The organism is SAR202 cluster bacterium, from assembly GCA_016872285.1.
GTDB lineage: Bacteria > Chloroflexota > Dehalococcoidia > Lucifugimonadales.
Map to the genome: position 1 here is coordinate 26,772 of VGZZ01000008.1, position 23,835 is coordinate 50,606.

Sequence of the window (23,835 nt, forward strand, 5' to 3'; positions counted from 1 at the left end):
TCCCATTCTGGTCCTCCCCCTTCGGCCTGGAAGAGCCTGTCCCGAGTATCCCCCGAGGGACGAAGGGGGAGTTAGACGCCGTCCTGAGCCTGGCCGAAGGAGGGGGTTGTGGTGTCTTTTTTCTTTCCCCTTCCCGAAGAGGAAGGGGCTGCAAGCTCGCCGTGGCGAGATAAAGGGGATGGTGGCCCCGAACGAGGAATGTTCCCATTTTCAGAGTCAAGCCGTCATGTCAAATACGATCCACCCCAGAATAACCCCGCATTATAAAGTCGCCCTATGGCAAAAACTAGCGCCATGTTAATATAACTCCACCTTCTTTCTACGTCCCTGGAGGGAACTATGGCTGATAGACCTCTCCCCAAACTCAAAGACGCCGCCCAGACCGTATTCTTCCAGGCCGGCGGCGAATGGTGCTTCCTCCGCACTCCCGCCAGCTTCAAAGCCTCCGGCGCGCCCACCCCCTGCGTCATCCAGTGCCACGGCAACACCGGCTACGTCAAGGACGGGGAGGCCGACTGGCTCAAGGACGAAGGCAAGACCACCTTTATAAACCGGCTCACCGAGGCCGGTATCGCCGTCGCCAGCACCCACGCCACCGGCAACCACTGGGGCCGACCCAACGCCGTCGCCGCCAACGCCGCCCTCCACACCGCCATCACCCAGAACGCCAACATAGACCGCGCCCGCATCGGCATCTGGGGCGGAGGCCTCGGCGGCGCCCTCGTTTGGAACTCCGTCACCGGCCCCCTCCTCGGCAAAGTCAAAGCCGCCGCCCTCCAGCAGGCCACCCTCTCCTACGAAAGCGTCATCCGGCAGCACAAGTTCAAAGGCCACCTCCTGGAAGCCTACGGCATCCCCGCCGACACCCCCGACGACGCCGCCTTCGCCACCCTCTCCTTCAACGACCCCGTCACCCGCACCCGCCTCCTGGAAGACAAAATGGGCAAAAGCCTGGCCTCCCAGTTGCCCGAGGTTATCTTCATCCACGGCGACCTCGATGAAAACATGCTCTACCAGGAAAACCCCGTCCGACTCTCCCACGCCCTCAGCCCCGTCGGCGCTCGATTCACCTTCCACACCTTCAAAGGCGTCGGCCACGCCACCTACGCCCTCGGCGACACCGCCGCCCAGGTCGTCTCAGGCTTCTTCAAAAAGACTTTTGCCTTGTAACCTTCTACGCCGGCTCGCTCTGGCTGTAGGTCTTCCGTTGGTACTCTCGCTAGCCGCCTGCGGCGGCAACGCCCCCTCTCCCGCCCCCTCCCCAAACCCCGCCCAAGCCCAGCGCGGTGCCGCCCTCTACAACCAGAATTGCCAGTCCTGCCACGGCGACGCCTCCTCCGGACAGGGCCGCATCGAGGGCGCTCCCATCCACGGCCCCGGCGGCCACACCTGGCACCACGCCGACGGACAGCTCGCCGGCATCATCCTCGGCCGCCTCGACTATCCAGGCCGCCGTATGCCCTCCTTCGCCGCCACCCTCACCGAAGATGACGTTGATGACATCCTCGCCTACTTCAAGACCCTATGGACCCAGGAGAACCGCGACTTCCAGGCCGAAGTCTCCCGCAACTGGGATGCCCAGTTCTCCACCCCATCCCCCTGACCCTCCCGTCATTCCAGCGGAAGCTGGAATCCAGTTCTCTTCGTAGGGGCAGGTCTGTGACCTGCCCTCTCCAAGCGTCGGATAATTATTCTAAGGGTGCGCGATAGAAAGAGTTCTGTCATCTCCCCACAATATCTCATTATTCAGGGCAGTCCGATGTAATCGGACCTGAGCCTGGCGAAGGATCTATGCCCACCACCGACCTCCCATTTAGCCCACCCTTGTTCCCTTCTCCCCTTTTGTGACAACTTTCGCTTGCTTTAATAAATACATATGTTCTATTATTCCCTACACACCAAACCCGTGGAGGCCCTTCATGGAATCTAATCCCCAGCCGTCCCACCCTATCAGTTCCCACCTCGCCACGGACACCCTGCCACCTGTCCCCATGCCCACCGACGAAGACCCTGAGGCTCCACTCAACGTTATAGACCCCGCGCTGTTGTGTTCCAATGAATGCGCCCACCTCTCGATGCAAAATCCTCCCACAGGTAAGTGCGACGGCGAATGCCGAAAGCGTTTCTTTGAGGAGGCCAACAACATTCTTAACCAATTGGAGCAGTGGCAGGCTGCTAAAAATGCCGCTAAGAAAGAGGAACAGGCCAAAAAGCGCCGCCCCGGCGGCCAGCCCGGCAACCAGAACGCCCGCAAATATGACCTCCACCCCAGGCGCCTCGCCCCCAAGGAGTGGGCAATGGTGCAAGAGTATATGGCCAATGAAAACTTGGACCTACGAGAAGAGATTTCCCTCCTGCGAGTTCGCTACCTCCAGCTTATTGTCGACCCCGACGCTAGCCCTAAAGAAATCGCCTACCTCGTCCATGCCATGACTAGCATGCTTAAGACTCAGGCCCTCATCGACAAAATCTATCACCCCCTCGAAGAAAACGAAGAAAACAACGAAAACGACTCCACGCCTGATTCACGCCTGAAAACCTGAGTCGATTTGGAAAAAAATTGCAAATCGACTCCCCAAAACGAATCCCCACTCCGATGTGCTCTACAATGTTGCCAATAGGGCCAATGCCGCCGACTGAAGTCGGCGGTACAGTCCTCCCACTCTAACTCCAACAAAAAGCCCGTCCTTCAGCCGAAGTTTAACAACTGAATTGGGTAAAGGAGGCTGCATGAGAATAAGCCTTTGGCTGGCCCTCCTTTCTCCCCATTGAAGGCCTGGTGCTAGTTGAGGTTCGATACGCATGAAACGACTAGCAGCCTCCAAGAAAATTCCTTCCCCCTTGATGGGGGAAGGCGTAGGATGAGGGTGAAACCCTGGCTCAACAATCCTTTATTAAGGCTACCTGCCATCACTTTCCATCTCTAAAACTTACCGGGATAACTAGCACCTCCCTTTTTGTTGGGGGCTCTTTAGCCCCCAACAAAAAGCCCGTCCTTCAGCCGAAGGACGGGCTCTGAAATCCTAGTTTGAAGGAAGGCTACTTCAAAAACCCGTACAGCTTCCCCGCATTATCCCTCGTTATCTTCTTCCGCGCCTTCGCGCTCACCCCTTCCAGGTCCTCCTCAATCCACTTCTTGGACTCCGGCCATATCCCGTCCGGGTGCGGGTAGTCGCTCCCCCATATCACCCTGTCCTCCCCCACCATCGGCACAAAGTCCGCCAGCCCCACCTCATGCTGGTACGTGCTGTACCCCTGCCGGCTCCAGTACTCGCTGGGCTTCATGCTCAGCCCCTTATTCTGCGCCCGTCGGTCTATAAACTCCTCATCCATGCGATTCAGCACGTGCGGCAGCCACGTTATCCCGCACTCGCCCAGCACAAACTTGAAGTCCGGGTATCGCTCGCACGCCCCGCCGAATATCGCGCTGGCCAGGTACTCGCTCCCGCACACCTGAAACAGGCTTATCTTCACCATCCTGAACGCCTCGTCGTACTCCTTTGCCATGGCCGGGTCGTTAGGCTCCCGGACGTTCGGCCCCGTCGTGTGGAACGATATCGGCAGCCCCGTCTCCCCCGCCGCCTCCCAGAACACATCCCAATCGCGATGCCACACCGGCTTCACCGCCGTCGCCACCGCGAAGTCCGCGCCCTTCAGCCCCAGCCTCGCCGCCCGCCTTAACTCGCTGGCCGCTATCTTCGGGTCGTGGTTCGGTATGCACGCCAGCGCCGCCCAGCGGCCAGGCTCCTTCTTGCAGAACTCCGCCGCCCACGAGTTGTATATCTCATATACCGCCTGCGTCATCTCCTTGTTCTGGAACCTCATCCCCACACCCAGAATCCCATAGATAACCTCCGCGTCAATCCCGTCCACCGACATATCCTTCAACCGAAGCTCCGGCGTCGTCGGATGCGGCCCGCCCTCGTAGAACCCGTACTCGTACATCTTGTCGACGTGCTTGGAGTGTCCCCTCTCAGGCTTCGTAAACCCAAACCCCAGCCCGCCGTACACCCCCAGGTCCTTCCCCTCCGCCACCCAGTGCGGCCCGTCCGGCTTCTGGACTATCTGCGGCACGTCCTTCTTGAACTTCGGCGGCGCCATCTCCACAAACAGCGTCCCCGGCATCCACGTCATATCGATGTGCGAGTCCCCGGAAATAACGTCGTACTTCATCCCATAGCTCCTTCCATCTAAATTCTCTCCAATCCCGACGATAGCAGGCAGCCCTCCCCCTGCTTTTACCAGATGCCGAACCCCCAGTCAAGGAACCCTCCCCAATATGCAAACCCAGCGCCACCTTGCCCCAGCAACGTCCCTTACCCTATATTTACCCCTACCTGTCATGACCACTTCAATATTAGCTAGGCTGCACATTGCCTGCCGCTCCACCTTCTCCTCTCATGAACGCGTGATGCAATCTGAGCCACGAGCCTTTTGTGCAGACGGTGCTGGGAGCTTTCCATTCTGGTCCTCCCCCTTCGGCCTGGAAGGCGAAGGGGGAGTTAGACGCCGTCCTGAGTATGCCGAAGGAGGGGGTTGTGGTACTTTATTTCTCTTCCCCTTCCAGCAGGCTGTACTCAGTCCCGATGCAGTCGGGAAAGGGGCCAGGGGATGGTATCCCGCGTATGACCAGGAATGTAATATGCACCAAGCTTCTTGAGGGCAAGACCGGAGTACCCATGCCTGAACCCTACGTCATAGTCGAACGCCATAACGGGGTCTTGAAGCTCACCCTCAACGACCCTACTACCCGCAACGCCCTGGGCCCCGACATGGTCAAAGCCCTCTTCGATGAGTTGGACCGATTCGAGAAGGACCCCAACGACCGCGTCCTCCTCCTCACCGGCCAGGACCCCTCCTTCTGCTCCGGCGCCAACGTCCGCCGATTTGACCAGCAGGCCAAAGAGCGTCAGGAGCAGACCGCCGGGCCCACCTTACCCTGGGGCGCCATGGAAGCTTCCCTCGGCAAGCGCTCCGAAATCGAGCCTAACTCCGGCGCCCTCATGCCCCTCCGCCTCCATCGGCTTCAGAAGCCATCCATCGCCGCCGTCAACGGCCACGCCATCGGCGTCGGCATGGGCCTCGCCCTCGCCTGCGACATCCGTGTGGCCTCCGAGAAAGCCTCCTTCTCCGAAGCCTTTGTCCGCATGGGCCTCGTCCCCGGCGACGGCTCCTGCTGGCAGCTCCCCCGACTCATCGGCCTCAGCCACACCTTCCTCCTCCAGTACACCGGCGACCGCATCGACGGCGCCGAGGCCTACCGCATCGGCCTCGTCAGCAAGCTCTACCCCCACGACCAGATGATGCGTGAAGCCGAAGCCCTGGCGCTGCGCATAGCCCAGGGGCCTACCTTCGCCATCTCTCTGATAAAATATCTAGTGCACAAGTCCTTGGACACCAACCTTGAGCAAAGCCTGGAACTCGCCAACGCCGTCCAGGAGAAAGTCCGCGACACCGAAGACCACCGAGAGGCCGTCCGCGCCTTCCTGGAAAAGCGCCCCCCAAACTTCAAAGGAAAATAACTACCATCACCTCAAAATGCCCGCAAATCCCCTAAACTCATACCTGACCGCCGTGTTCGCGCCCCGTCTTGGATATGTCCAAGGTTGGTTGCAGGCTAACATGCCCCTCCTTCTCCCCTTGTGGGAGAAGGTGCAGGATGAGGGGTGAAACCCTATGGATACGATGCTTTATCAATGCCGCCTATCGCGCTGCGCTTATTCTTTCTCTCCTTTCGGGCGCCAGGATAGAAGATGGTCCATCCCTTTCATGCCCATTCACCACTCTAGAAAGACTACTTTTTATGGACTTTGAACTCAAATTCACCCCGGAATTAGAAGGCTTCCGTAAAAAAGTCCAGGACTGGCTCAAAGCCAACATCCCCGACGGCATGGAGAACCCTGCCGACCCCGTTGACCTCACCCTGGAAGGCTACAACAAACAGCGCGCCCTTGGCCGCAAAATGGCCGAGCTAGGCTGGCTCTACCCCACCTACCCCAAAGAGTACGGCGGCGGCGGCCTCTCCGATGACGAGGCCATCATCATCGAGACCGAGCTTGACCGCTACGACCAGCTTCTGCCCCCCTACTACGACTCCGGCGGCAAGCTGGCCGCCGCCACCATCATGGTCTGGGGCACCGATGAGCAGAAGCGCGCCTTCCTACCTCCTATCCTTACCGGCAAAGTCCGAAGCTGGCAGCTCCTCACCGAGCCCGACGCCGGCTCCGACCTCGCCAACGTCAAGACCACCGCCATCCGTGACGGCGACCACTATGTCGTCAACGGCCAGAAAATCTTCGTCGGCAGCGCCCACGGCGCCGAATGGTCCTGGATGATCGCCAACACCAGCCCCAACGGCAAGCGCCACGAGAATCTTAGCTGGTTCGTCCTCCCCATGGACCTCCCCGGCGTCACCTGGACCCACATGGACCTCATCTTCGCCGGCAACGAGTCCGGCGCCCTCAGCGGCTACAAGAATACCGTCTATCTGGAGAACGTCCGCATCCCTGCCTTCAACCTCGTCGGCGGCGAGAACAACGGCTGGAAAGTCGCCGGCACCCACCTTGAGTTGGAGCACGGCCTTATGCAAGGCTCTCTTAACGGCGACCGCACCCTTCAGAAGGTCTTCAAGGTCTGCCGCGACTTGAAGCGCGAAGGCAGACATCTCCTTGAGCACGACGACGTCCGCGAAGAACTCGCTGACCTCTATATCGACTCCGAGCTTACCCGCCTTCTCCACCTCCGCAACTACTGGATGCGCTCCGCCAAAAAGCCGATGACCTACGAAGGCCCCCAGGCCTACCTCCACATGAAGCGCGCCGCCCTCCGCACCTCCAAGTCCCTCCACAAAATCCTCGGCCCCTACGCCCTCACCCTTGATAAAGAGCGCGGCCTGGAGGACGGCCACATCGAAGTCCAGCAGCGCGGCGGCATCGTCGCGCAGCACCCGGGCGGCACCGTGGAGATACAGAAGGTCATTATCGCCCGCCGTCTCGGTATTGGACGCGCCGTCAAAGAACAGGCGGGGGTGCTTCGCTAGCCATGGACCTCTCTCTTACCGAAAGCCAGGAGATGCTCAAAGCCTCCGCCCGCGAGCTGGTGGAGCGCGAGTTCTCCAAAGACAACCTCGTTAAGAAGGACACCAACGGCGGCTTCCAGCCCTCCGACTGGAAGAAGATCGCCGACCTTGGCTGGGCCGGCCTCCTCATCCCCGACGAGTTTGGCGGCGAAGGCGGCTCCCTCACCGACGCCGCTGTCATATTCCATGAGCTGGGCCGAGGTCCCGTCCCCGGTCCCCACTTCTCCTCCGCTGTCCTCGGCACCCTCACTGTCCTGGAAGGCGCTACCCCCGAGCAGAAGATGAGCCTCCTCCCCCGTCTCGCCGTCGGCGCAACGGTTGTCTTGGCTCCCGCCATTACCGAGTCCGACTACGGTTGGTCGGCCAGCCAGATCCAGATGAAAGCCGCCAAGCGAAACGGCAGCTACACCCTCAACGGCGCTAAGCTCTTCGTCCAGGACGCCATCGGCGCTACCCACATCCTCTGCGCCGCCCGCCTCGGCAGCGGCAAAATCGGCCTCTTCATTGTCGACGCCAAGACCCCCGGCGTGTCCCTACGGCCCCTCCCGGGCTTCACCACCGGCGTCGGCGAAGTCCGTTTCGACCGCGTCATCATCCACGAGTCCAACCTCCTCGGCGAAGGCCGCGAGGACGGCTGGACTATCCTGGAACGAACGCTCCAAAAAGCCATCCCCATTCTATGTGCCTACCAGGTCGGCGGCAGCGAGAAGGTCTTCGAAATGTCCCTGGAATACGCCAACACCCGCGTCCAGTTCGGCATGGTCATCGGACGGTTCCAGCGCGTCCAGGACCATGTCATCGAGCAGGTCAACCAGCTGGACGCCGCTCGATGGGCCACCTACGAGGCCCTTTGGAAGCTCGATACCGGCCAGCCCGCCGCCGCCAGCGTCCACATGGCCAAAGCCCTCGCCAGCGAGGCCTACTACCAGGTGTGCAACGCCGCCCACGAAGTCCACGCCGGCCTCGGCATCATGCGCGAGTACGGCCTCTACCTCCACACCAAAATGTCCCGCACCCTCTACCACTACCTCGGCGACCCCAAATTCCACAAGCGCCGCCTCACCAACGCCCTGGAAGCCCAAGGCGTCATCTAGACTTTGGCCTTAAACACACTCATGCCACGAGCCCTCAATTCCTCCGAATTTGTTCACTCCACTTTTGCCTGTAGGGACGAGTGGGAAGGTGAAGTCACATCAGGTTCTCCCTCTTTTCCTCGTGAGGAAAAGGGGGAGTTAGAGGGGGAATTGGTGCAATCTTTTTTCTTCCCCTTCCTAAAAGGAAGGGGCCAGGGGATGGTGGCCCCGCTTGAAGACACGTTGGCTCTTCATAACCCACTGTCCGGAATCTCAAGAGGCCGGCCCCACTAACATGCTCTCCCCCTACCGCGTCCTAGACCTCTCCGATAGCCGCGGCATCATGTGCGGCAAAATCCTCGCCGACCTCGGCGCCAACGTCATCGCCGTCGAGCCTCCCTGGGGCAACCCTTCCCGGCGCGCCGGCCCTTTCTACCAGGACGACCCCGACCCCGAAAAAAGCCTCTTCTGGGCATTGAACGCCAGCAACAAGCGCAGCGTTACCCTCGACATCGAAAAGCCCGAAGGCCAGGCCGTCCTCAAGCGCCTCGTCAAAGACAGCCACTTCCTCATCGAGTCCTTTAACCCGGGCTATCTACATGAGCTAGGCTTGGGTTATAAGCAGATCAAGAAGATAAATCCCGCCCTCATATTTGTATCCATCACCGCCTTCGGTCAGGACGGCCCCTACAAAGACTACCGCGCCCTGGACCTCACCGGCATGGCCCTCAGCGGCATGATGTACCTCACCGGTGATACCGACCGGCCTCCCGTCCGCGTCACCTCCCCCCAGTTCTGGGTCGCTGGCGGCGCTTCCGGCGCGGCGGGCGCCATGATCGCCAACTACCACCGACTCCTAACCGGCCAGGGCCAGCACGTCGATGTCTCCTGCCAGCAGGCCGTGGCCCGCGCCCTCTCCCACGCCCCCATGATCTGGGACATGGAGCGCTACAACATGAAGCGCCAGGGCCCCTTCCGCCCCGTCGGCCAGGTCAATCTGCGCATCAACTGGGAATGTAAGGATGGCTATGTCAATTTCATACAGCCCGGCGGCCATACTGGCGGACGCAGCATGATGAATCTATCTAACTGGATGGACGAGGAGGAGATGGGCCATCGCGTCCTCCGCGAGACCAACTGGGGTGAAATCGGCTTTGGTCGCCTCGGCAAGGAGCTTCTAGACGAAATGACGCCGCCCCTGGAACGCTTCTTCAAGACCAAGACCAAACGTGAACTGGCCGACGGCGCCCTCAAACGCCGCATCCTCCTCTTCCCCGTCAACGACCCCAAGGACGTCTTCGAGTACCCCCAGCTTATCGCCCGCGACTTCTTTCAGAAGGTCGAGCCTCCCCTGGGCCCCGACGGCCAGAAGACCATGCCCATCCTCGGCCCCTTCATCAAAACTGGCCTCAGCCCCAACGAGGCCATCCGCCGTGCCCCCCGCATCGGCCAGCATAACGACGAGGTCTACCAAAAAGAGTTCGGTCTGACCTCGCGGGAACTGAAGAAACTGAAAGAGGCCAAGGCGATATGACCCACCCATTTGAAGGCGTAAAAGTCCTCGACTTCTGCTGGGTCGCCATCGGCCCTATGACTACCCGCTACTTCGCCGACTTCGGCGCCACGGTCGTGCGCATTGAGTCCATCCACCGCATCGATACCATCCGTACCGCCACGCCCCTCAAAAACAACACCCCCGGCACCAACCACAGCGCCTATTTCGCCAACTACAACAGCGGCAAGCATAGCATGGCCCTCAACATGGGCGACCCCCGTGCCAAAGATGTCGCCCTGGAACTCGCCAAATGGGCTGACATCGTCACCGAGAACTTTACGCCCGGCGTTATGGAGAAGTGGGGCCTGGGTTATGAAGACCTCAAGAAGGTCAACCCCAACCTCATTATGTTTAGCGCCTCCATGCAGGGACGAGGCGGCCCCTTCTCTAATCACCCGGGCTTTGGCCCCGTCCTCACCGCCCTCTCCGGCCACACCCACCTTACCGGCTGGCCCGACCGTACCCCCACCAGTCCCTACGGCGCCTACACCGACTTCCTCCTCCCCCGCCTCGCCGTCGCCGCCCTCGGCGCCGCCCTCGACCACCGGCGACGCACCGGCCAGGGCGTCTATATCGATATGTCGCAGCTAGAAGGCTCCCTCTACTTCGTCGCCGACGCCCTCATGGACTACGCCGGCAACCATCGAGTCCCCGTGCGCCAGGGGAATCGGCACGTGTCCCACGCCCCCCACAATGCCTACCCCTGCCAGGGCGAGGACCGGTGGTGCGCCATCGGCTGCCAGAACGACCAGGACTGGATAGCCCTCTGCAAAGTCATCGGCAGGCCAGAGCTAGCTAAGGACAAACGCTACGCCACCCAGGAGTCCCGTAAGAAGCACGAGGATGAAATCGACAAGCTCATCAGCGCCTGGACCCACGACAAAGACGCCTTCGACGTCATGCATCGATGCCAGGCCGCAGGTGTGCCCGCCGGTGTGGTCCAGACCTGCGAAGACCTCTTCAACGACCCCCAGTTTAAGCACCGCAATCATTACGTCTTCCTCGACCACAAGGAGATAGGCCGCCACGCCTATGACGGCGTCGAGTTCAAGCTCTCCGAAGGCCACCCTACCTACCAGCCCTCCCCCCTCCTCGGCGAGCACACCGAGTGGGTCTGCAAAGAAATCCTGGGCTGGGGCGACGCCCGCATCAAGCGAGAGACTGAGTCCGGACTCCTGAGCTAAACTAACAATCTAAGTATTGCAGTAAATACTGCAATACTGCTATGCTGTTTGTACCCCCGGAGGTGTTGTTATGGCCCAAGAAACCAAGACCCGTTTTACCTTAGACATGGACACCAGCTTTCAACGTCGACTGAAAGTTATGGCCGCCCTCAAAGGCGTCTCCATGCGTGAATACTGCCTCGCCGCCATCTCTAACGAGTTGGAGAAGGACGAGGAGTTTCGAACAAAACCTAGAGGCTTAACCCTGGAGGCCATCGAACGAATGCGCAAGGTCAGAGACGAAGTTTTTAAGGGGAAAGCTTTGAAAAATGATTCAACAGAAATTATCCGTCAGGCTCGCGAAGAACGATCCAAATACCTAGAAGAACGATCTCAGTAGCAATGAATGGTTGGATCGTTCTGGATGCTAGTTTTGCAGTTAAGCTCCTAGTGGTCGAGCCGTTCTCAGATCTAGCATACGCATTAACTGCTCAATGGGCAGTTGAGGGTAAGGACACTGTTGCGCCCCACTTCATGTTCGCTGAGGTAGCTAATGCCCTATATAGAAAACATCTCGGGGGTGAGTTGTCGCAACTTGAGATTCTAACCCTGATTGATAACCTACATGCCGCAAAGATCCAACTAATGACGCCTCCCAGTCTTTATACCCATGCAGTTCAACTGTCCAGTCAACTTAAGCAAAGCACTATTTATGATTCTCTGTACCTGGCCTTAGCCCAACACCTGAATAGCGAACTCTGGACCGCAGACCAGCGTTTTTACAAAGCAGCGGTCTCAGTATTCCCTAACGTCAAATGGATAGGAGACCCAAACCTTAACTCCTAAGCGCACTCGTTCTCTCACCCTGCCATCTCCTCATTGACATCAAGTCCCCCCTTTCGCTAACTTATCTCTAGTTAGCTCGTGGAGGATAAATAATGTCCACCTTCAAGCTGGTCTCCTCGGACTCCCACATCATGGAGCCCCCTGACCTCTGGCTGGAGCGAATAGACCCCGCCTTCAAAGACCGCGCCCCTCGAGTACGCCGCGAAGGCGAGTTCGACCAGTGGTATGCCGACGGTGATGTAAAATTTGGCGTCGTCGGCTCCAACACCCAGGCCGGCCGCCGATTTACCGCCCCCGAGACCATCCGCACCGAGGGCCGCTACGAGGACGTCCTCCCCGGCGGCTACGACCCCCACGCCCACGTCAAAGACCTGGACGTCGACACTGTTTATGCCGGCGTCGTCTACCCCTCCATGGGCCTCACCACCTGGGTCATCCCTTCCAGCGACCTCCTCTCCGCCGTCTTCCGAGCCTATAACGACTGGCTCGCCGACTTCTGCCGCCCCTACCCCAACCGCCTACGCGGCCTCGCTATGCTCAATATCGATAGCGTCGATGAAGGCGTCAAAGAACTAAAACGCGCCCGCAAAATCGGCCTGGCCGGCGCCATGATACCCCAGCGCCCCGTCTTCGGCCGCTATGACGCCCTCATGTACGAGCCCCTCTGGAACGCCGCCGAACACCTGGACATGCCCCTCGCCATCCACATCGGCACCTCCCGATGGGTCCCCGGCGGTGTCCCCACCTTCGGCGCCGACAAGGGCCTGGTGGAGTTCACCAACCAGGAATACCACATGAAGGACAACATCTGCGCCCTCCTCTACTCCAGCGTCTTCGACCGCCACCCCAAACTCAAAATCGGCGTGGTCGAGTACGAAATCTCCTGGGCGCCCTACCTCCTCAACCGCGCCGACCACATCTACCAGGAGCGCCCCGCCAAGTTTCCCTACCGGCACCCCAACGGCGCCCTCCCCAGCGACATCTTTAAGGAACACATGTACATTAGCTTCCAGGAGGACGACCTGGGCATCCAGCTCCGCGATTACGTCGGCGTCAACACCCTCATGTGGGGCAGCGATTACCCCCACGCCGAGTCCACCTTCCCCAAGTCCCGCGAAATCGTAGACCGAATCCTTGAAGGCGTCCCCGAAGACGAAAAAGTCCTCATCGCCGGTGAAAACTGCGCCCGCGTCTTCGGCGTCAAGTAAGCTATAAACAAAAAGGCGGGCCGGTTATCGGCCCGCCTTTTCTATTCTTAAGTTGGTGCGTCACCCGCCGCCAATGGCCGGTATGAAATGCACCTCGGACTCCGTCGCAACCTTCTCCATCAACCCCATCCGGCCAATCTCCCCATCCACCGACACCGCCAGGTTTGGCCGCAGTTGCCCGTCCTCCACCAGCCTCTCCTTGATGCCTGGGAACCTGGCCTCCAGGGCCTCCACAACCTGCCTCACGTTCCTGGCCTCCACCTCCACCTCTTTGACCCCTTTAGTCAGGGGCAGCAGCAAGGTGGGTATGAAGACCCTGGGCACGGCTAGCCCTTCTTGCCGTTCCTCTTCCCCGGACCGTTCTTGGCGCCCGAATTAGCGGCTAGGGCCTCCTGAATTACCCCGGGCGTCATCGGCAGCCTATACAACCTCACGCCGGTGGCATGGTATATAGCGTTGGCGACAGCGGCCATGGGCGGCACTATCGACACCTCTCCGACTCCCCGCACCCCGTAGGGATGCCCAGGGTTCGCCACCTCGACGATCTCCGTGTCGATCATCGGCAGGTCCAGGCTCGTCGGCATGCGATAGTCCAGGAAGCTGGAGTTAATCATCGCACCGTCTTTGTTGAAGAAGTACTCCTCATTCAGCGCCCAGCCGATGCCCTGCACCGCGCCGCCCTGCATCTGGCCTTCCACATAGCTCGGATGTATAGCTTTCCCCGCGTCCTGTATGGTGGTGTACCGAAGCACCTGCACCTTCCCCGTCTCCGGGTCCACCTCCACGTCCGCGATGTGCATCGCGAAAGCCCCGCCGGCGCCCTTGGGGTCTATCGCCGCCCGGCCCACCACTGGCCCGCCCGTGTTCAGCAGCCTCGACGCCAATTGTTTGAATGTAAACTTTAGCTCCGGGTCCGACTTGTGCGCAAACTTCCCGTCCTTCATCTCCACGTCCTCAGGCTTCACGTCCCATATCTTCGCCGCCCGCGCGATCATCTGACGCTTGATATCCTGGGCCGCCTCGTAGCACGCCCAGCCGGTCTTGAACGCCACGCTGCTGCCGCCCGTGTTCGATGTAAAGCCTATCGTATCCGTATCCCCCACCGATGGATGTACATCCTCAGCCTTGAGGCCCAGGACTTCGGCCACGTGCATCGCTGCCACTGCCCTGGTGCCTCCAATGTCCGGTGACCCCTCCACCAGCTTAATGGTGCCGTCCGAGTTGACCGACGCGATGGCGCAGGCCGGTCCCGTCCCATTGAACCAGAACCCCGTCGCCACACCGCGGCCCCGCCACGGCCCCTTTATCGGCGCCTTCCAGTGGGCGTGCGCCTTGCCTGCTTTGACCATCTCGATATAGCCAATCTTGGGGAAAATAGGACCGGTCACTCGACGCGTCCCTTCCTTTGCCCCGTTCAGCAGCCGGAACTCCAGCGGGTCCATCCCCACCTTCTCCGCCAGCTCGTCGACGACACACTCGCAGGCGTACGCCGCCGCCGGCGAGCCGGGCGCGCGGTACGCCGCCGTCTTCTGCGTGTTCACCACCACGTCATATCCCTCGACACGCGCGTTGGGAATATCGTAGGGCGATAGCATGCACTGGACGCCCGGGTTCACCGGCGAGCCGGGGAACGCCCCCGCCGCGTAAATCAGTGTAGCGTCCGCCGCCGTTATCTTGCCGTTCTTCTTCACACCCATCTTCACCCGTATGTGCGAAGCCGACGTCGGCCCTGTTCCCTCAAACACCTCTTTCCGGCTCATCGATGCCTTCACTGGCAGGCCGGTCTTCTTAGAAAGCGCTGTGGCGATAGGCTCCAGGTACACCAGCGTCTTCCCGCCAAAGCCACCGCCAATCTCCATCTGTATAACTTTAATCTGCGAGTTGGGGATCCCCAGGAGCTGCGCCGTCTGGTCCCGCATAGTGAACTGGCCCTGAGAACTGCACCATATCGTTACACGCCCGTCCTTGTTCCACGACGCAGTGGCCGAGTGCGGTTCGATGTACCCCTGATGTACCGCCTTGGTCTCAAAGTCCCGCTCGATGATTATGTCCGCCTCAGCAAACCCCTTCTTCAGGTCGCCGATTTCAAAGACAAAATGGCTAGCGACGTTGCTTGACGCCGACTTGTCGTTATCATCCTTCAGCCCGCCCGGGCGGACAAACGGATTGTTGGCAGTAAATAGGCGCTCGTGGAGAATGGGCGCGCCGGGCTTCATCGCCTCCTTGCCGTCCAGCACCGGCGGCAAGACCTCATACTTTACGTCAATAAGCCCCAGGGCCTCCTCCGCGATGTGCGGGTTGATGGCCGCCACCGCCGCCACCGCATGCCCCTTATAAAGCACCTTGTCTTTGGCCAGGATATTGTTGCTTAAAAAGCGAGGGTTGGTCATAGCCCCTTCGCCCAAATCGATAGCCTTCCCCGAAAGCGCCGCGAAATCGTCCGCTGTGATAACCGCCTTCACTCCTGGCAGCGCCAGGGCCTTGCTATAGTCGATGCTCTTTATCCAGGCGTGGGCATGGGGACTGCGAAGCACCCTTCCGTGCAGCATTCCGGGGAGATGTATGTCCGCGCCATACCGCGCCTGGCCCGTGACCTTCTCCAGGCCGTCGTGCCTGATAGGCCTCGTCCCCACCACCTTAAACTCAGTCGCGCCGTTCGACTTCCCGTTGGTCTTCGTCTTGGGCTTAGATGTTGTTGTCATGTCTACCTCTTGGCTTTCATCCTTTGGCCTGCGTCCATCACCGCGCGAACAATCTTGTCATAACCCGTGCATCTGCACAGGTTCCCCGCCAGCCAGTGACGTATTCTTCCCTCGTCCGCGTTTGGCTCCTTCTCCAGCAAGGCCTTGGACGCGACGATAAATCCCGGCGTGCAAATGCCGCACTGCAGCGCCGCGTTCTCTAGGAACGCCTGCTGCACCGGGTGCAGCTTGTCCGGCGACGCCACGCCCTCAATTGTCGTTATCTTCTTCCCCTGCGCCTCCACACCCAGCACCAGGCAGGAGTCTACCACCCTCCCATCGACGATCACGCTGCACGCGCCGCAGTTGCCGTCGTTGCAGCCCTCTTTAGTGCCCGTCATCTCTAAGACATCTCGCAGCACTTCCAGCAGGCTCTGTCGGGCTTCGCACAGGAACTCGGTGGACGCCCCGTTGATAGTTGTCTGTACGTGAATTTTGCCAGGCATTATTTATCTAACCTTCCTTCGCTCGTTCTATTGCTTTGGTCAGGGCTCGCTTAGTAAGCACACCCACCAGATGCACCCGCTGCTTTGTCGTCCCGCGCATGTCGTCGATGGGCTTGGCCGCCTTCTTGGCCATCTCCGCCACCTCTTCCACGTTGGACTGGCTGGCCTCTTTCCCCTCCAGGAACTTACCGGCCTCCCTCGCGAATATCGGCGTCGGTCCCACCGCCGCCAAACCTATCCGCGCCGACGCCACCTTCCGCTTGGAAGCATCCAACTGCACCCAGGCCCCAACGCCTGCCACTGCGATGTCCATCTCATTCCTCGGTATGAACCGCAGGTAATTGGCCCCCGAGTTCCTGGCCGGCGATGGGAATTTCATAGACACTAGCAATTCCCCGGGCTGTAAGACATTCCGTCCCGGTCCCGTGCAGAACTCCTCTACCGGCACCGTCCTCTGCCCCTTGGGCCCGGCAATGACGCACGTCACTCCGTGGGCGATAAGCGTAGGTATGGCGTCGCCACTGGGCGACGAGTTACAAAGGTTGCCGCCCACGCTGGCCCGCCCCTGTATCTGTGTCCCCCCTATTAGCGACGCCGAGTCCGCCAGCCCCGGGTACATCTTCTGGACCGTCTTGTCCTCGTAGATGCGATAGCAAGGTACGGCGGCGCCTAGAGTGAGGCCATCTTTGGGCGAATAAGAAAGCTCATTAAGCTCTGCGACGTTCTTTACGTCCAGCAGCCGGTCTATCTGAAAACGTCCGCCTCGAAGCTGCACCAAAATGTCGGTGCCGCCGGCTAGGCACCTTGCCTTGGGGCCTTTTTCAGCCATCAAGGCCACCGCCTCTTTTAACGACTTTGGGGATACGTACTCAAAATCTTTCAGGGGAGGCCTCCTTCAGCGTTCTTACGCACGAGCAAAGGCATTTTATAGTAACGCTAGTGAGTCTAGCAATGGTGGTTTAGTGAAGCCGCGCTCCACCAAAAGGGTTAACCTGAGCCCTGTCTACTTCTTCTGAAAGAACCAGTCCCAGGTCTTGCGCGAGTTATCCCTCGATAGGGACTCATGGTAATGGATAAACTTCCACTGCCCCTTCGCTTTTCGCAATACAAACGTGTTCCGCCCTGGAAACACCATAGTGCGCTTGAACGGAATGATGTGCGCCTCCACCACAAAGGTCAAGTACACCCATGCCACGTCTCCCAGCACATCAATCTTAAGGTTGTCCATCTTCCAGTCTGCCTTCGACACGTCCCTCTCCAGCCCACCGTAATAACCCTCCACCCCAGCCCAGCCGTGTATCGCGTCGTTGCTCTCTTCGGCGATGTATGTCAAATGCGGATACGTGGAATCCCATGTCGCCCTGACGCGCTTGGCGTCGTTCTTGTTTAGCGCGGCCAGCCACTCCTTGATCACAGCCTCGACTGCCTTCTTCTCGTTGGTTGTTGTGGTCATTACTAGGCTCCTCTCCCCTTAGTGTCCAAATACTCACACACTCAACCCTTCCATGCAAGACTCGCCTTCGACTGTAACCCATGTTACTTGGCGCAGCGTCCGCCTTTCGTTACACTGCTCCAACCATGACCCTCCTTAGCCCCCAGACCATCACCCAACCCCGCCAACGATGGCGCGTCCTAGCCCTCATCTCCCTCGCCACCCTCTTCAGCCTCAGCGTCTGGTACAGCACCAACGCCATCGCCTCCGCCCTGGAGACCGACAAAGGCTTCACCGACGCCGACATCGCCTGGCTCACCGTCGCCGTGCAGTTGGGCTTCGTCGTTGGCACTCTAACCATCGCCTTCACCAACCTCGCCGACCTCGTCAACACGCGTACCGTCTTCGCGATAAGCGCTGTCCTAGCCGCCGCCGCCAACCTCACCCTCATCGCCATCCCCGACAACCTCGCCTCGGCCTTCGCCGTGCGATTTCTCACTGGTGTTTTTCTTGGCGGCGTCTATCCGCCCGGCATGAAAATCGTCAGCGGCTGGTTCCGCGCCAGCCGCGGCATCGCCATCGGCACCATGATCGGAGCCCTGACCCTTGGCACCGGCTCGCCCCACCTTCTCCGCTCCATCTTTGTCTCCGACTGGCAGGCGACTATTTATGTAAGCTCCGCCCTGGCGGCCATCGGCGGCGCCATCGTCTACTTCCTGGTCAAGGACGGCCCCTTCGACGTTCCCGCCGTCCGATTTAACCCCCGCTACGTCATCGAAACTCTCAAAAGCCGCGCCTCTCGACTTGTCCTCTTCGGATACCTCGGTCACATGTGGGAGCTCTACGCCATGTGGGCCTGGCTTCCCGTTTTCCTTGGTACTGTTTACAGCGACAGGCCCCTCGTCGGCGACTCCCTCAGCCTCGCCAGCCTTATGGCCTTCCTGGTCTTTATCGCCGGCGCTGTCGGATGCGTCACCGCCGGCCTTTTCGCTCAACGATGGGGCCGGTGCCTTGTCACCGGCGTCGCCATGATCATGAGCGGCGGCACCGCCCTCTTTATCGGCTTCATCTCCTCCGACTGGCAGTTGGCCGTCGCCGTCGCAGCGCTAGTCTGGGGCGTCAGCGTCATCGCCGACTCCGGCCAGTTCTCCACCGCCATGACCGAGGTCACCGACAGCGCCTACCGCGGCACAGCCCTCACCTTCCAGACCGGCGTCGGCTTCTTGCTCACCATCCTCACCATCCGCCTCGTCCCCATCATCGAAGACACCGCAGGCTGGGGAGTCGCCTTCGCCTTCCTCGCCATCGGCCCTGCCCTCGGCACAGCCTCCATGCTCTGGCTGCGCACCCTTCCCGAGTCCAGCGCTATTGCAGGTGGTAAACGCTAGGCTGATACTTTATAAGAAGTGAACCTGTCATTCTGAACGAAGGGCTGTACTCAGCCCAAAGTCCAAGCCTGTCCTGAGCCTGGTCGAAGGGAATCTGTTATGATTGCGTCCCGCCTAGCCTTTTGTTTGACACGCCTGGCCTATTCCAAACAAAACAATTCAATGTTTAAATCTGATTTGCACCTATTGAAAACATAAGTTCTTACTATTACACTACGCCTATGCCATGAACGCCCTCGCCATACAAGACTCCCTCTCCCTCTTCCACCCTGTCATCCAGCGTTGGTTCCAGGGCCGCTTCTCGTCCCCTACTCCACCCCAGTCCCAGGGTTGGCCTGCCATCGCCTCCGGCCGCGACACCCTCATCGCCGCCCCCACTGGTTCCGGCAAGACCCTCGCCACCTTCCTCTGGGCCATCGACTCCCTCCTCCGCCAGGGCCTCGACGGCTCGCTGGCCGACGAGTGCCAGGTGCTCTACGTCTCTCCCCTCAAAGCCCTCAGCAACGACGTCCAGAAAAACCTCGCCCAGCCCCTCGATGAAATACGCCAGGGCGCCGCTGAAATGGGCATCGAAGTCCCCGAAATCCGCGTCCTCGTTCGCACCGGCGACACCCCAGCGAGCCAGCGGCAGGCCATGACCCGGAAGCCGCCCCATATCCTCGTCAGCACTCCCGAGTCCCTTTATATCCTCCTCACTTCCAAAAAGGGCCGCGAGATGCTCAAGACCGTCCGCACCGTCATCGTCGACGAAATCCACGCCGTCGCCCGCGACAAGCGCGGCTCTCACCTCGCCCTCACCCTGGAGCGCCTCGACGCCCTCACAGGCCATAGACCTGCCCGCATCGGCCTGTCCGCCACCCAGAAGCCTATCGACGAGGTCGCTCGATTCCTCGTCGGCGCTCAGCACATCGATGCCTCCGGCCAGCCCGACTGCTTTATCGTCAACCAGGGCCATGGCCGCGTTATGAACCTGCGACTGGAACTCCCCGGCTCGCCTCTGGAAGCTGTCCTCTCCAACAAGACCTGGGAGGAGATTTACGACCGTCTCGCCCAGCTTATACAGCAGCAGCGTACCACCCTCGTTTTCGTCAACACCCGCCGCCTGGCCGAACGAGTCGCCTTCAACCTCACCAAGCGCCTCGGCGAGGGCAATATCACCTCTCACCACGGCAGCCTCTCCCGCGAGCAGCGCCTCATGGCCGAGGAGCGCCTGAAATCCGGCCAGCTAAAGGCCCTGGTCGCCACCGCATCCCTGGAGCTCGGCATAGACATCAGCGCCGTCGACCTCGTCTGCCAGCTAAGCTCCCCCCGTTCCATCGCAACCCTCCTCCAGCGCGTGGGCCGCTCTAACCACCACACCACCGGCGTCCCCGTGGGCCGCATCTTCCCTCTCACCCGCGACGACCTTCTCGAGTGCGTCGCCATTCTTCTAGCTGTTAAGTCCGGTAATCTCGACAGGCTCAATATTCCTCAAAAGCCTCTGGACATCCTCGCCCAGCAGATCGTCGCCGCCGTGGCCACCAACGAATGGGACGAGGACGAGCTATTCGACCTGTGCCGGCGCGCCTACCCCTATCGCAGCCTCCAGCGCTCCGACTTCGACCAGGTCCTCCAGATGCTCTCCCAGGGCTTCGCCACCAAGAACGGGCGGCGCTCCGCCTACATCCACTACGACGGCGTTGGCCGCCGACTCCGCGCTCGCCGCAACGCGTCCCTTGCCGCCGTCACCTCGGGCGGCGCCATCCCAGACACCGCCGACTATCAGGTCATCCTCGAGCCTCAGAACATCCCCGTCGGCACCGTCAACGAGGACTTCGCCGTCGAAAGTATGGCCGGCGATATCTTCCAACTCGGCATCTCCTCATGGCGCGTCCTCAAGGTCGAGCAGGGCAAAGTCCGTGTCGAGGATGCCCACGGCATGCCGCCCACTATGCCCTTCTGGCTTGGAGAAGCCCCCTCCCGCACCGACGAGCTTTCCAAAGCCGTCTCAGACCTCCGCCATCACATCGACGGCTTGCTCCCAGACCTCGAAGCCGCCCAATCCTGGCTGATAAAAGAGGTCGGCATCCAGGAACCCGCCGCTCGTCTTATCGTCGAATACATCGCCGCCAACAAAAGCTCCCTCGGCGTCGTCCCCACCCAGCAGTCCATCGTCCTCGAGCGTTTCTTTGACGAGTCCGGCGGCATGCAGCTTGTCGTCCACGCCCCCTTCGGAGGCCGCATCAACCGGGCCTGGGGCCTCGCCCTCCGCAAGCGCTTCTGCCGCACCTTCAACTTCGAGTTGCAGGCCGCGGCCAACGACAATTCCATCGTTCTCTCCCTCGGCCCCCAGCACAGCTTCCCCCTCCAGGACGTTTTCGACTATCTGAAGCCAGCCACCGCCCGCGATGTCCTGGTCCAGGCCCTCCTCGCCGCCCCCATGTTCGGCACCCGGTGGCGATGGGACGCCAGCCGCGCCCTCGCCATCCTGCGAATGGAGGGCGGCAAAAAAGTCCCCATGCCTATCCAGCGCATGCGCTCCGACGACCTCCTATCCGCCGTCTTCCCCGACCAGATGGCATGCCAGGAAAACCTCGCCGGCGGCGATATCCAGATCCCCGACCACCCCCTGATCAATGAGACCGTTAACGACTGCCTCACCGAAGCCATGGATGTGAACGGCTTCTTGTCCCTGATCCAGGCCATCCACGACCGCCGGCTTCAACTGTCCGCGGTAGACACCATCGAAGCCTCCCCCATGGCCCACGAAATCCTTACCGCCCGCCCCTACGCCTACCTGGACGACGCCCCCCTGGAGGAGCGCCGCACCCAGGCCGTCTATCTTCGCCGTACCCTTGACATCCAGTCCTCCGACGACGTGGGCCGCCTCGACCCCGAGGCCATCCAGCGCGTCCGCGAGCAGGCCTGGCCCGACGTAAACAACCCCGACGAACTTCACGATGCCTTGCTGCTCCTTGGCTTTATAACCTTATCTGAAATGCCACCCTGGCAAGAACATCTCGCTTCCCTCCTTGAGCAAAAGCGTGCAACTCGATTCTGGACCAATCCCGATCACAGCCTCTGGGTCGCCGCCGAGCGTCTACCCCAGTTCCAGGCTGTGTTCCCTGGGGCGCACATCCAGCCCCCTATCCAGGCGCCTTCCCGTGAGGCCGCCGTCGCCTGGACGCCCGAGGACGCCCTCCGCGAAATCGTCCGTGGCCGGCTGGAAGGCCTCGGCCCTCTAGCCACTCATCAAATCGCGGCTAGCCTTGGCGTGGAGGAAGGCTTCGTCATGCCTGCCCTTGTCGCCCTGGAAGCCCAGGGGTTTGCTCTCCGAGGCCGCTTCTCCCCGGGCGCCAACGGCAGCCAGGAGTGGTGCGACCGCCGCCTCCTCGCCCGCATCCACCGCTACACCCTCGACCGCCTCCGCCAGGAGATCGAGCCTGTCTCCGCCTCCGACTTCCTGCGATTCCTCTTCAACTGGCACCACATCCACCCCGACCACCGCCTGGACGGCCCCACCGGCCTCATCGGACTGTTGGAACTGCTGGAAGGCTACGAGGCCCCAGCCCTCACATGGGAGAGACACATCCTCCCCTCCCGAATGCGAAATTTCAATCAGTCCTGGCTGGATAACCTCTGCCTCTCCGGCGAGCTGGCCTGGGCGCGCCTCCATCCCGGCCCCGACACCGAGTCCCCCAAGTCCGGCGTCACCCGTTCCCTCCCCGTCTCCCTCCTCTTCCGCGACCACTTGGACTCCTACCTCGCCCTCTCTCCCCATATCGACCCCGCTGCGGTCCCCCTCAGCGGCATCGCCCGACAGATAATGGAGCTTCTCCAGACCCGCGGCGCATGCTTCTTCCAGGAGCTTGTCCAAAACACACGCCAGCTCCCAGGCACCGTCCAGGAAGCCCTTAGCGAGCTTGTGTCCTGGGGCCTTATCACCTGCGACGGCTTCGCCGGCCTCCGCGCCCTGGTATCCCCCGTCAAAAGCGCCGGCACCCACCGCCTGCGCCAGTCCCGAGTGTGGCGCATGGGCATCCGCCCTGCCGACCGTATGGCCTCAGGCCGCTGGTCTATCCTCAACCGCACTCTACCACCCTCGCCTCTGGTCATTCCGGCGGAGGCCGGAATCCAGGCCCCTCCTTCCTCAATCAGTAATTCCGAACTGGTCGAATTCTCCGCCCGGCAGCTTCTAAAGCGCTACGGCATCGTCTTCCACCGCCTCCTCCTCCGAGAGAACGGCGCGCCCCCCTGGCGTGACCTGGTCCGCGTCTATCGACGCCTTGAAGCTCGAGGCGAAATCCGTGGCGGACGATTTGTAGCTGGCTTCTCCGGTGAGCAGTACGCCCTCCCCCAGGCCGTCGACCAGCTTCGCGCCACCCGACGCGCCAAACCCGACGGCGGCCTCACCACCGTTACCGGCTCCGACCCTCTGAACCTCGTCGGCATCCTCACCCCCGGCCAGCGCGTCCCCTCCCTCTCCACCAATCGCATCCTCTACCGCGACGGCGTGCCCGTAGGCGTCAAAGTCGGCGGCAAAATCAGCTACCTGGAAGCCTTCGGAGCGCCCCTCACCCCAGACCTGGAAGCCGCCCTCAAACGCTAACTCCGCAACAAGCGCCGCCAGTCTTCCAACTCTCCTAAACGGCCCCAGCACATCCTGATCTGGTCGCTTGCTTGAACACCTTCTAGTATGTGGGGCGCTCCATCTTCTCCTTAGGTGGGGTGATGAAGTGTCTAAATTTCTCTTCCTCTCTCTGCAGGCACGCGATGCGCATTTAGGGCCTGGCTTATGAATTACGACCATCTCCTTTGAACAGGCGGGGTGGGAGGGTTTTCCGTCCGGTTCTCCCCCTTCGGCCTGAAAGGCGAAGGGGGAGTTAGAGGGGGTTGTGGTATTTCTTTTTACTTTCCCTCTTCTCC

At 60.7% G+C, this 23,835-nt stretch carries 19 protein-coding genes; 13 read left to right on the forward strand and 6 right to left on the reverse strand.

From position 1 onward, the window contains the following. The first annotated feature begins 339 nt into the window (after nt 1-339). From FJ320_03915 to FJ320_03925, 3 genes are all read left to right on the forward strand, one after another. Complete coding sequence (locus FJ320_03915; GenBank protein MBM3925120.1) at nt 340-1,170, forward strand: hypothetical protein; 831 nt, start codon at nt 340-342, stop codon at nt 1,168-1,170. Continuing rightward, a complete protein-coding gene (locus FJ320_03920) occupies nt 998-1,603 on the forward strand; it encodes a cytochrome c (protein ID MBM3925121.1) in 606 nt (201 codons plus the stop codon). Before FJ320_03915 ends, FJ320_03920 begins: the two co-directional genes overlap by 173 nt. Before the next feature lie 316 nt (nt 1,604-1,919). Beyond that, entirely contained in the window at nt 1,920-2,543 is a 624-nt protein-coding gene (locus FJ320_03925; protein MBM3925122.1) for a hypothetical protein, read from the forward strand. Nucleotides 2,544-3,039: 496 nt separating this feature from the next. Here FJ320_03925 and FJ320_03930 read toward each other — a convergent pair whose 3' ends face one another. After that, nucleotides 3,040-4,173 (reverse strand): amidohydrolase, encoded by a 1,134-nt coding sequence (locus tag FJ320_03930; protein ID MBM3925123.1) that lies wholly within the window; start codon nt 4,171-4,173, stop codon nt 3,040-3,042. 347 nt (nt 4,174-4,520) lie between these two features. Between FJ320_03930 and FJ320_03935 the strand changes: the two genes are divergently transcribed. From FJ320_03935 to FJ320_03970, 8 genes are all read left to right on the forward strand, one after another. Beyond that, complete coding sequence (locus tag FJ320_03935) at nt 4,521-5,522, forward strand: enoyl-CoA hydratase (protein MBM3925124.1); 1,002 nt, start codon at nt 4,521-4,523, stop codon at nt 5,520-5,522. A gap of 74 nt (nt 5,523-5,596) precedes the next feature. Continuing rightward, entirely contained in the window at nt 5,597-7,039 is a 1,443-nt protein-coding gene (locus tag FJ320_03940; protein ID MBM3925125.1) for a hypothetical protein, read from the forward strand. 2 nt (nt 7,040-7,041) lie between these two features. Further along, on the forward strand, nt 7,042-8,172 hold the full coding sequence (locus FJ320_03945; GenBank protein MBM3925126.1) for an acyl-CoA dehydrogenase: 1,131 nt from the start codon (nt 7,042-7,044) through the stop codon (nt 8,170-8,172). A gap of 211 nt (nt 8,173-8,383) precedes the next feature. Then, entirely contained in the window at nt 8,384-9,685 is a 1,302-nt protein-coding gene (locus FJ320_03950) for a CoA transferase (protein ID MBM3925127.1), read from the forward strand. Next, nucleotides 9,682-10,890, forward strand: a complete 1,209-nt coding sequence (locus FJ320_03955) for a CoA transferase (protein ID MBM3925128.1) — start codon at nt 9,682-9,684, stop codon at nt 10,888-10,890. The genes FJ320_03950 and FJ320_03955 overlap by 4 nt, the downstream gene beginning before the upstream one ends. Nucleotides 10,891-10,960: 70 nt before the next feature. Then, nucleotides 10,961-11,269: a hypothetical protein gene (locus tag FJ320_03960; GenBank protein ID MBM3925129.1), complete on the forward strand. Its 309-nt coding sequence runs from the start codon at nt 10,961-10,963 to the stop codon at nt 11,267-11,269. Between the two features lie 2 nt (nt 11,270-11,271). Next, nucleotides 11,272-11,715 carry a type II toxin-antitoxin system VapC family toxin gene (locus FJ320_03965; GenBank protein MBM3925130.1) on the forward strand — a complete coding sequence of 148 codons (444 nt, stop codon included), beginning with the start codon at nt 11,272-11,274 and terminating at the stop codon, nt 11,713-11,715. A 92-nt stretch (nt 11,716-11,807) separates the two neighbouring features. Next, complete coding sequence (locus FJ320_03970; GenBank protein MBM3925131.1) at nt 11,808-12,923, forward strand: hypothetical protein; 1,116 nt, start codon at nt 11,808-11,810, stop codon at nt 12,921-12,923. A 60-nt stretch (nt 12,924-12,983) separates the two neighbouring features. Here the strand turns inward: FJ320_03970 and FJ320_03975 are convergent, their stop codons facing one another. The 5 genes from FJ320_03975 to FJ320_03995 all read right to left on the reverse strand — a co-directional run bounded on the left by FJ320_03975 (nt 12,984) and on the right by FJ320_03995 (nt 17,563). After that, the gene (locus tag FJ320_03975) at nt 12,984-13,247 is read right to left on the reverse strand and encodes a MoaD/ThiS family protein (protein ID MBM3925132.1); all 264 of its coding nucleotides are present in this window, start codon (nt 13,245-13,247) and stop codon (nt 12,984-12,986) included. A 2-nt stretch (nt 13,248-13,249) separates the two neighbouring features. Beyond that, nucleotides 13,250-15,625, reverse strand: a complete 2,376-nt coding sequence (locus FJ320_03980; GenBank protein MBM3925133.1) for a xanthine dehydrogenase family protein molybdopterin-binding subunit — start codon at nt 15,623-15,625, stop codon at nt 13,250-13,252. 2 nt (nt 15,626-15,627) lie between these two features. Further along, nucleotides 15,628-16,110, reverse strand: a complete 483-nt coding sequence (locus FJ320_03985) for a (2Fe-2S)-binding protein (protein ID MBM3925134.1) — start codon at nt 16,108-16,110, stop codon at nt 15,628-15,630. A 7-nt stretch (nt 16,111-16,117) separates the two neighbouring features. Continuing rightward, nucleotides 16,118-16,993, reverse strand: a complete 876-nt coding sequence (locus FJ320_03990; protein MBM3925135.1) for a xanthine dehydrogenase family protein subunit M — start codon at nt 16,991-16,993, stop codon at nt 16,118-16,120. A 120-nt stretch (nt 16,994-17,113) separates the two neighbouring features. After that, complete coding sequence (locus FJ320_03995) at nt 17,114-17,563, reverse strand: nuclear transport factor 2 family protein (protein ID MBM3925136.1); 450 nt, start codon at nt 17,561-17,563, stop codon at nt 17,114-17,116. 80 nt (nt 17,564-17,643) lie between these two features. On the opposite strand from FJ320_03995, the gene FJ320_04000 reads away from it, so the two are divergent. Further along, complete coding sequence (locus tag FJ320_04000; protein MBM3925137.1) at nt 17,644-18,930, forward strand: MFS transporter; 1,287 nt, start codon at nt 17,644-17,646, stop codon at nt 18,928-18,930. Nucleotides 18,931-19,156: 226 nt separating this feature from the next. After that, nucleotides 19,157-23,518 (forward strand): DEAD/DEAH box helicase, encoded by a 4,362-nt coding sequence (locus FJ320_04005; protein MBM3925138.1) that lies wholly within the window; start codon nt 19,157-19,159, stop codon nt 23,516-23,518. Nucleotides 23,519-23,835: the final 317 nt, after the last annotated feature.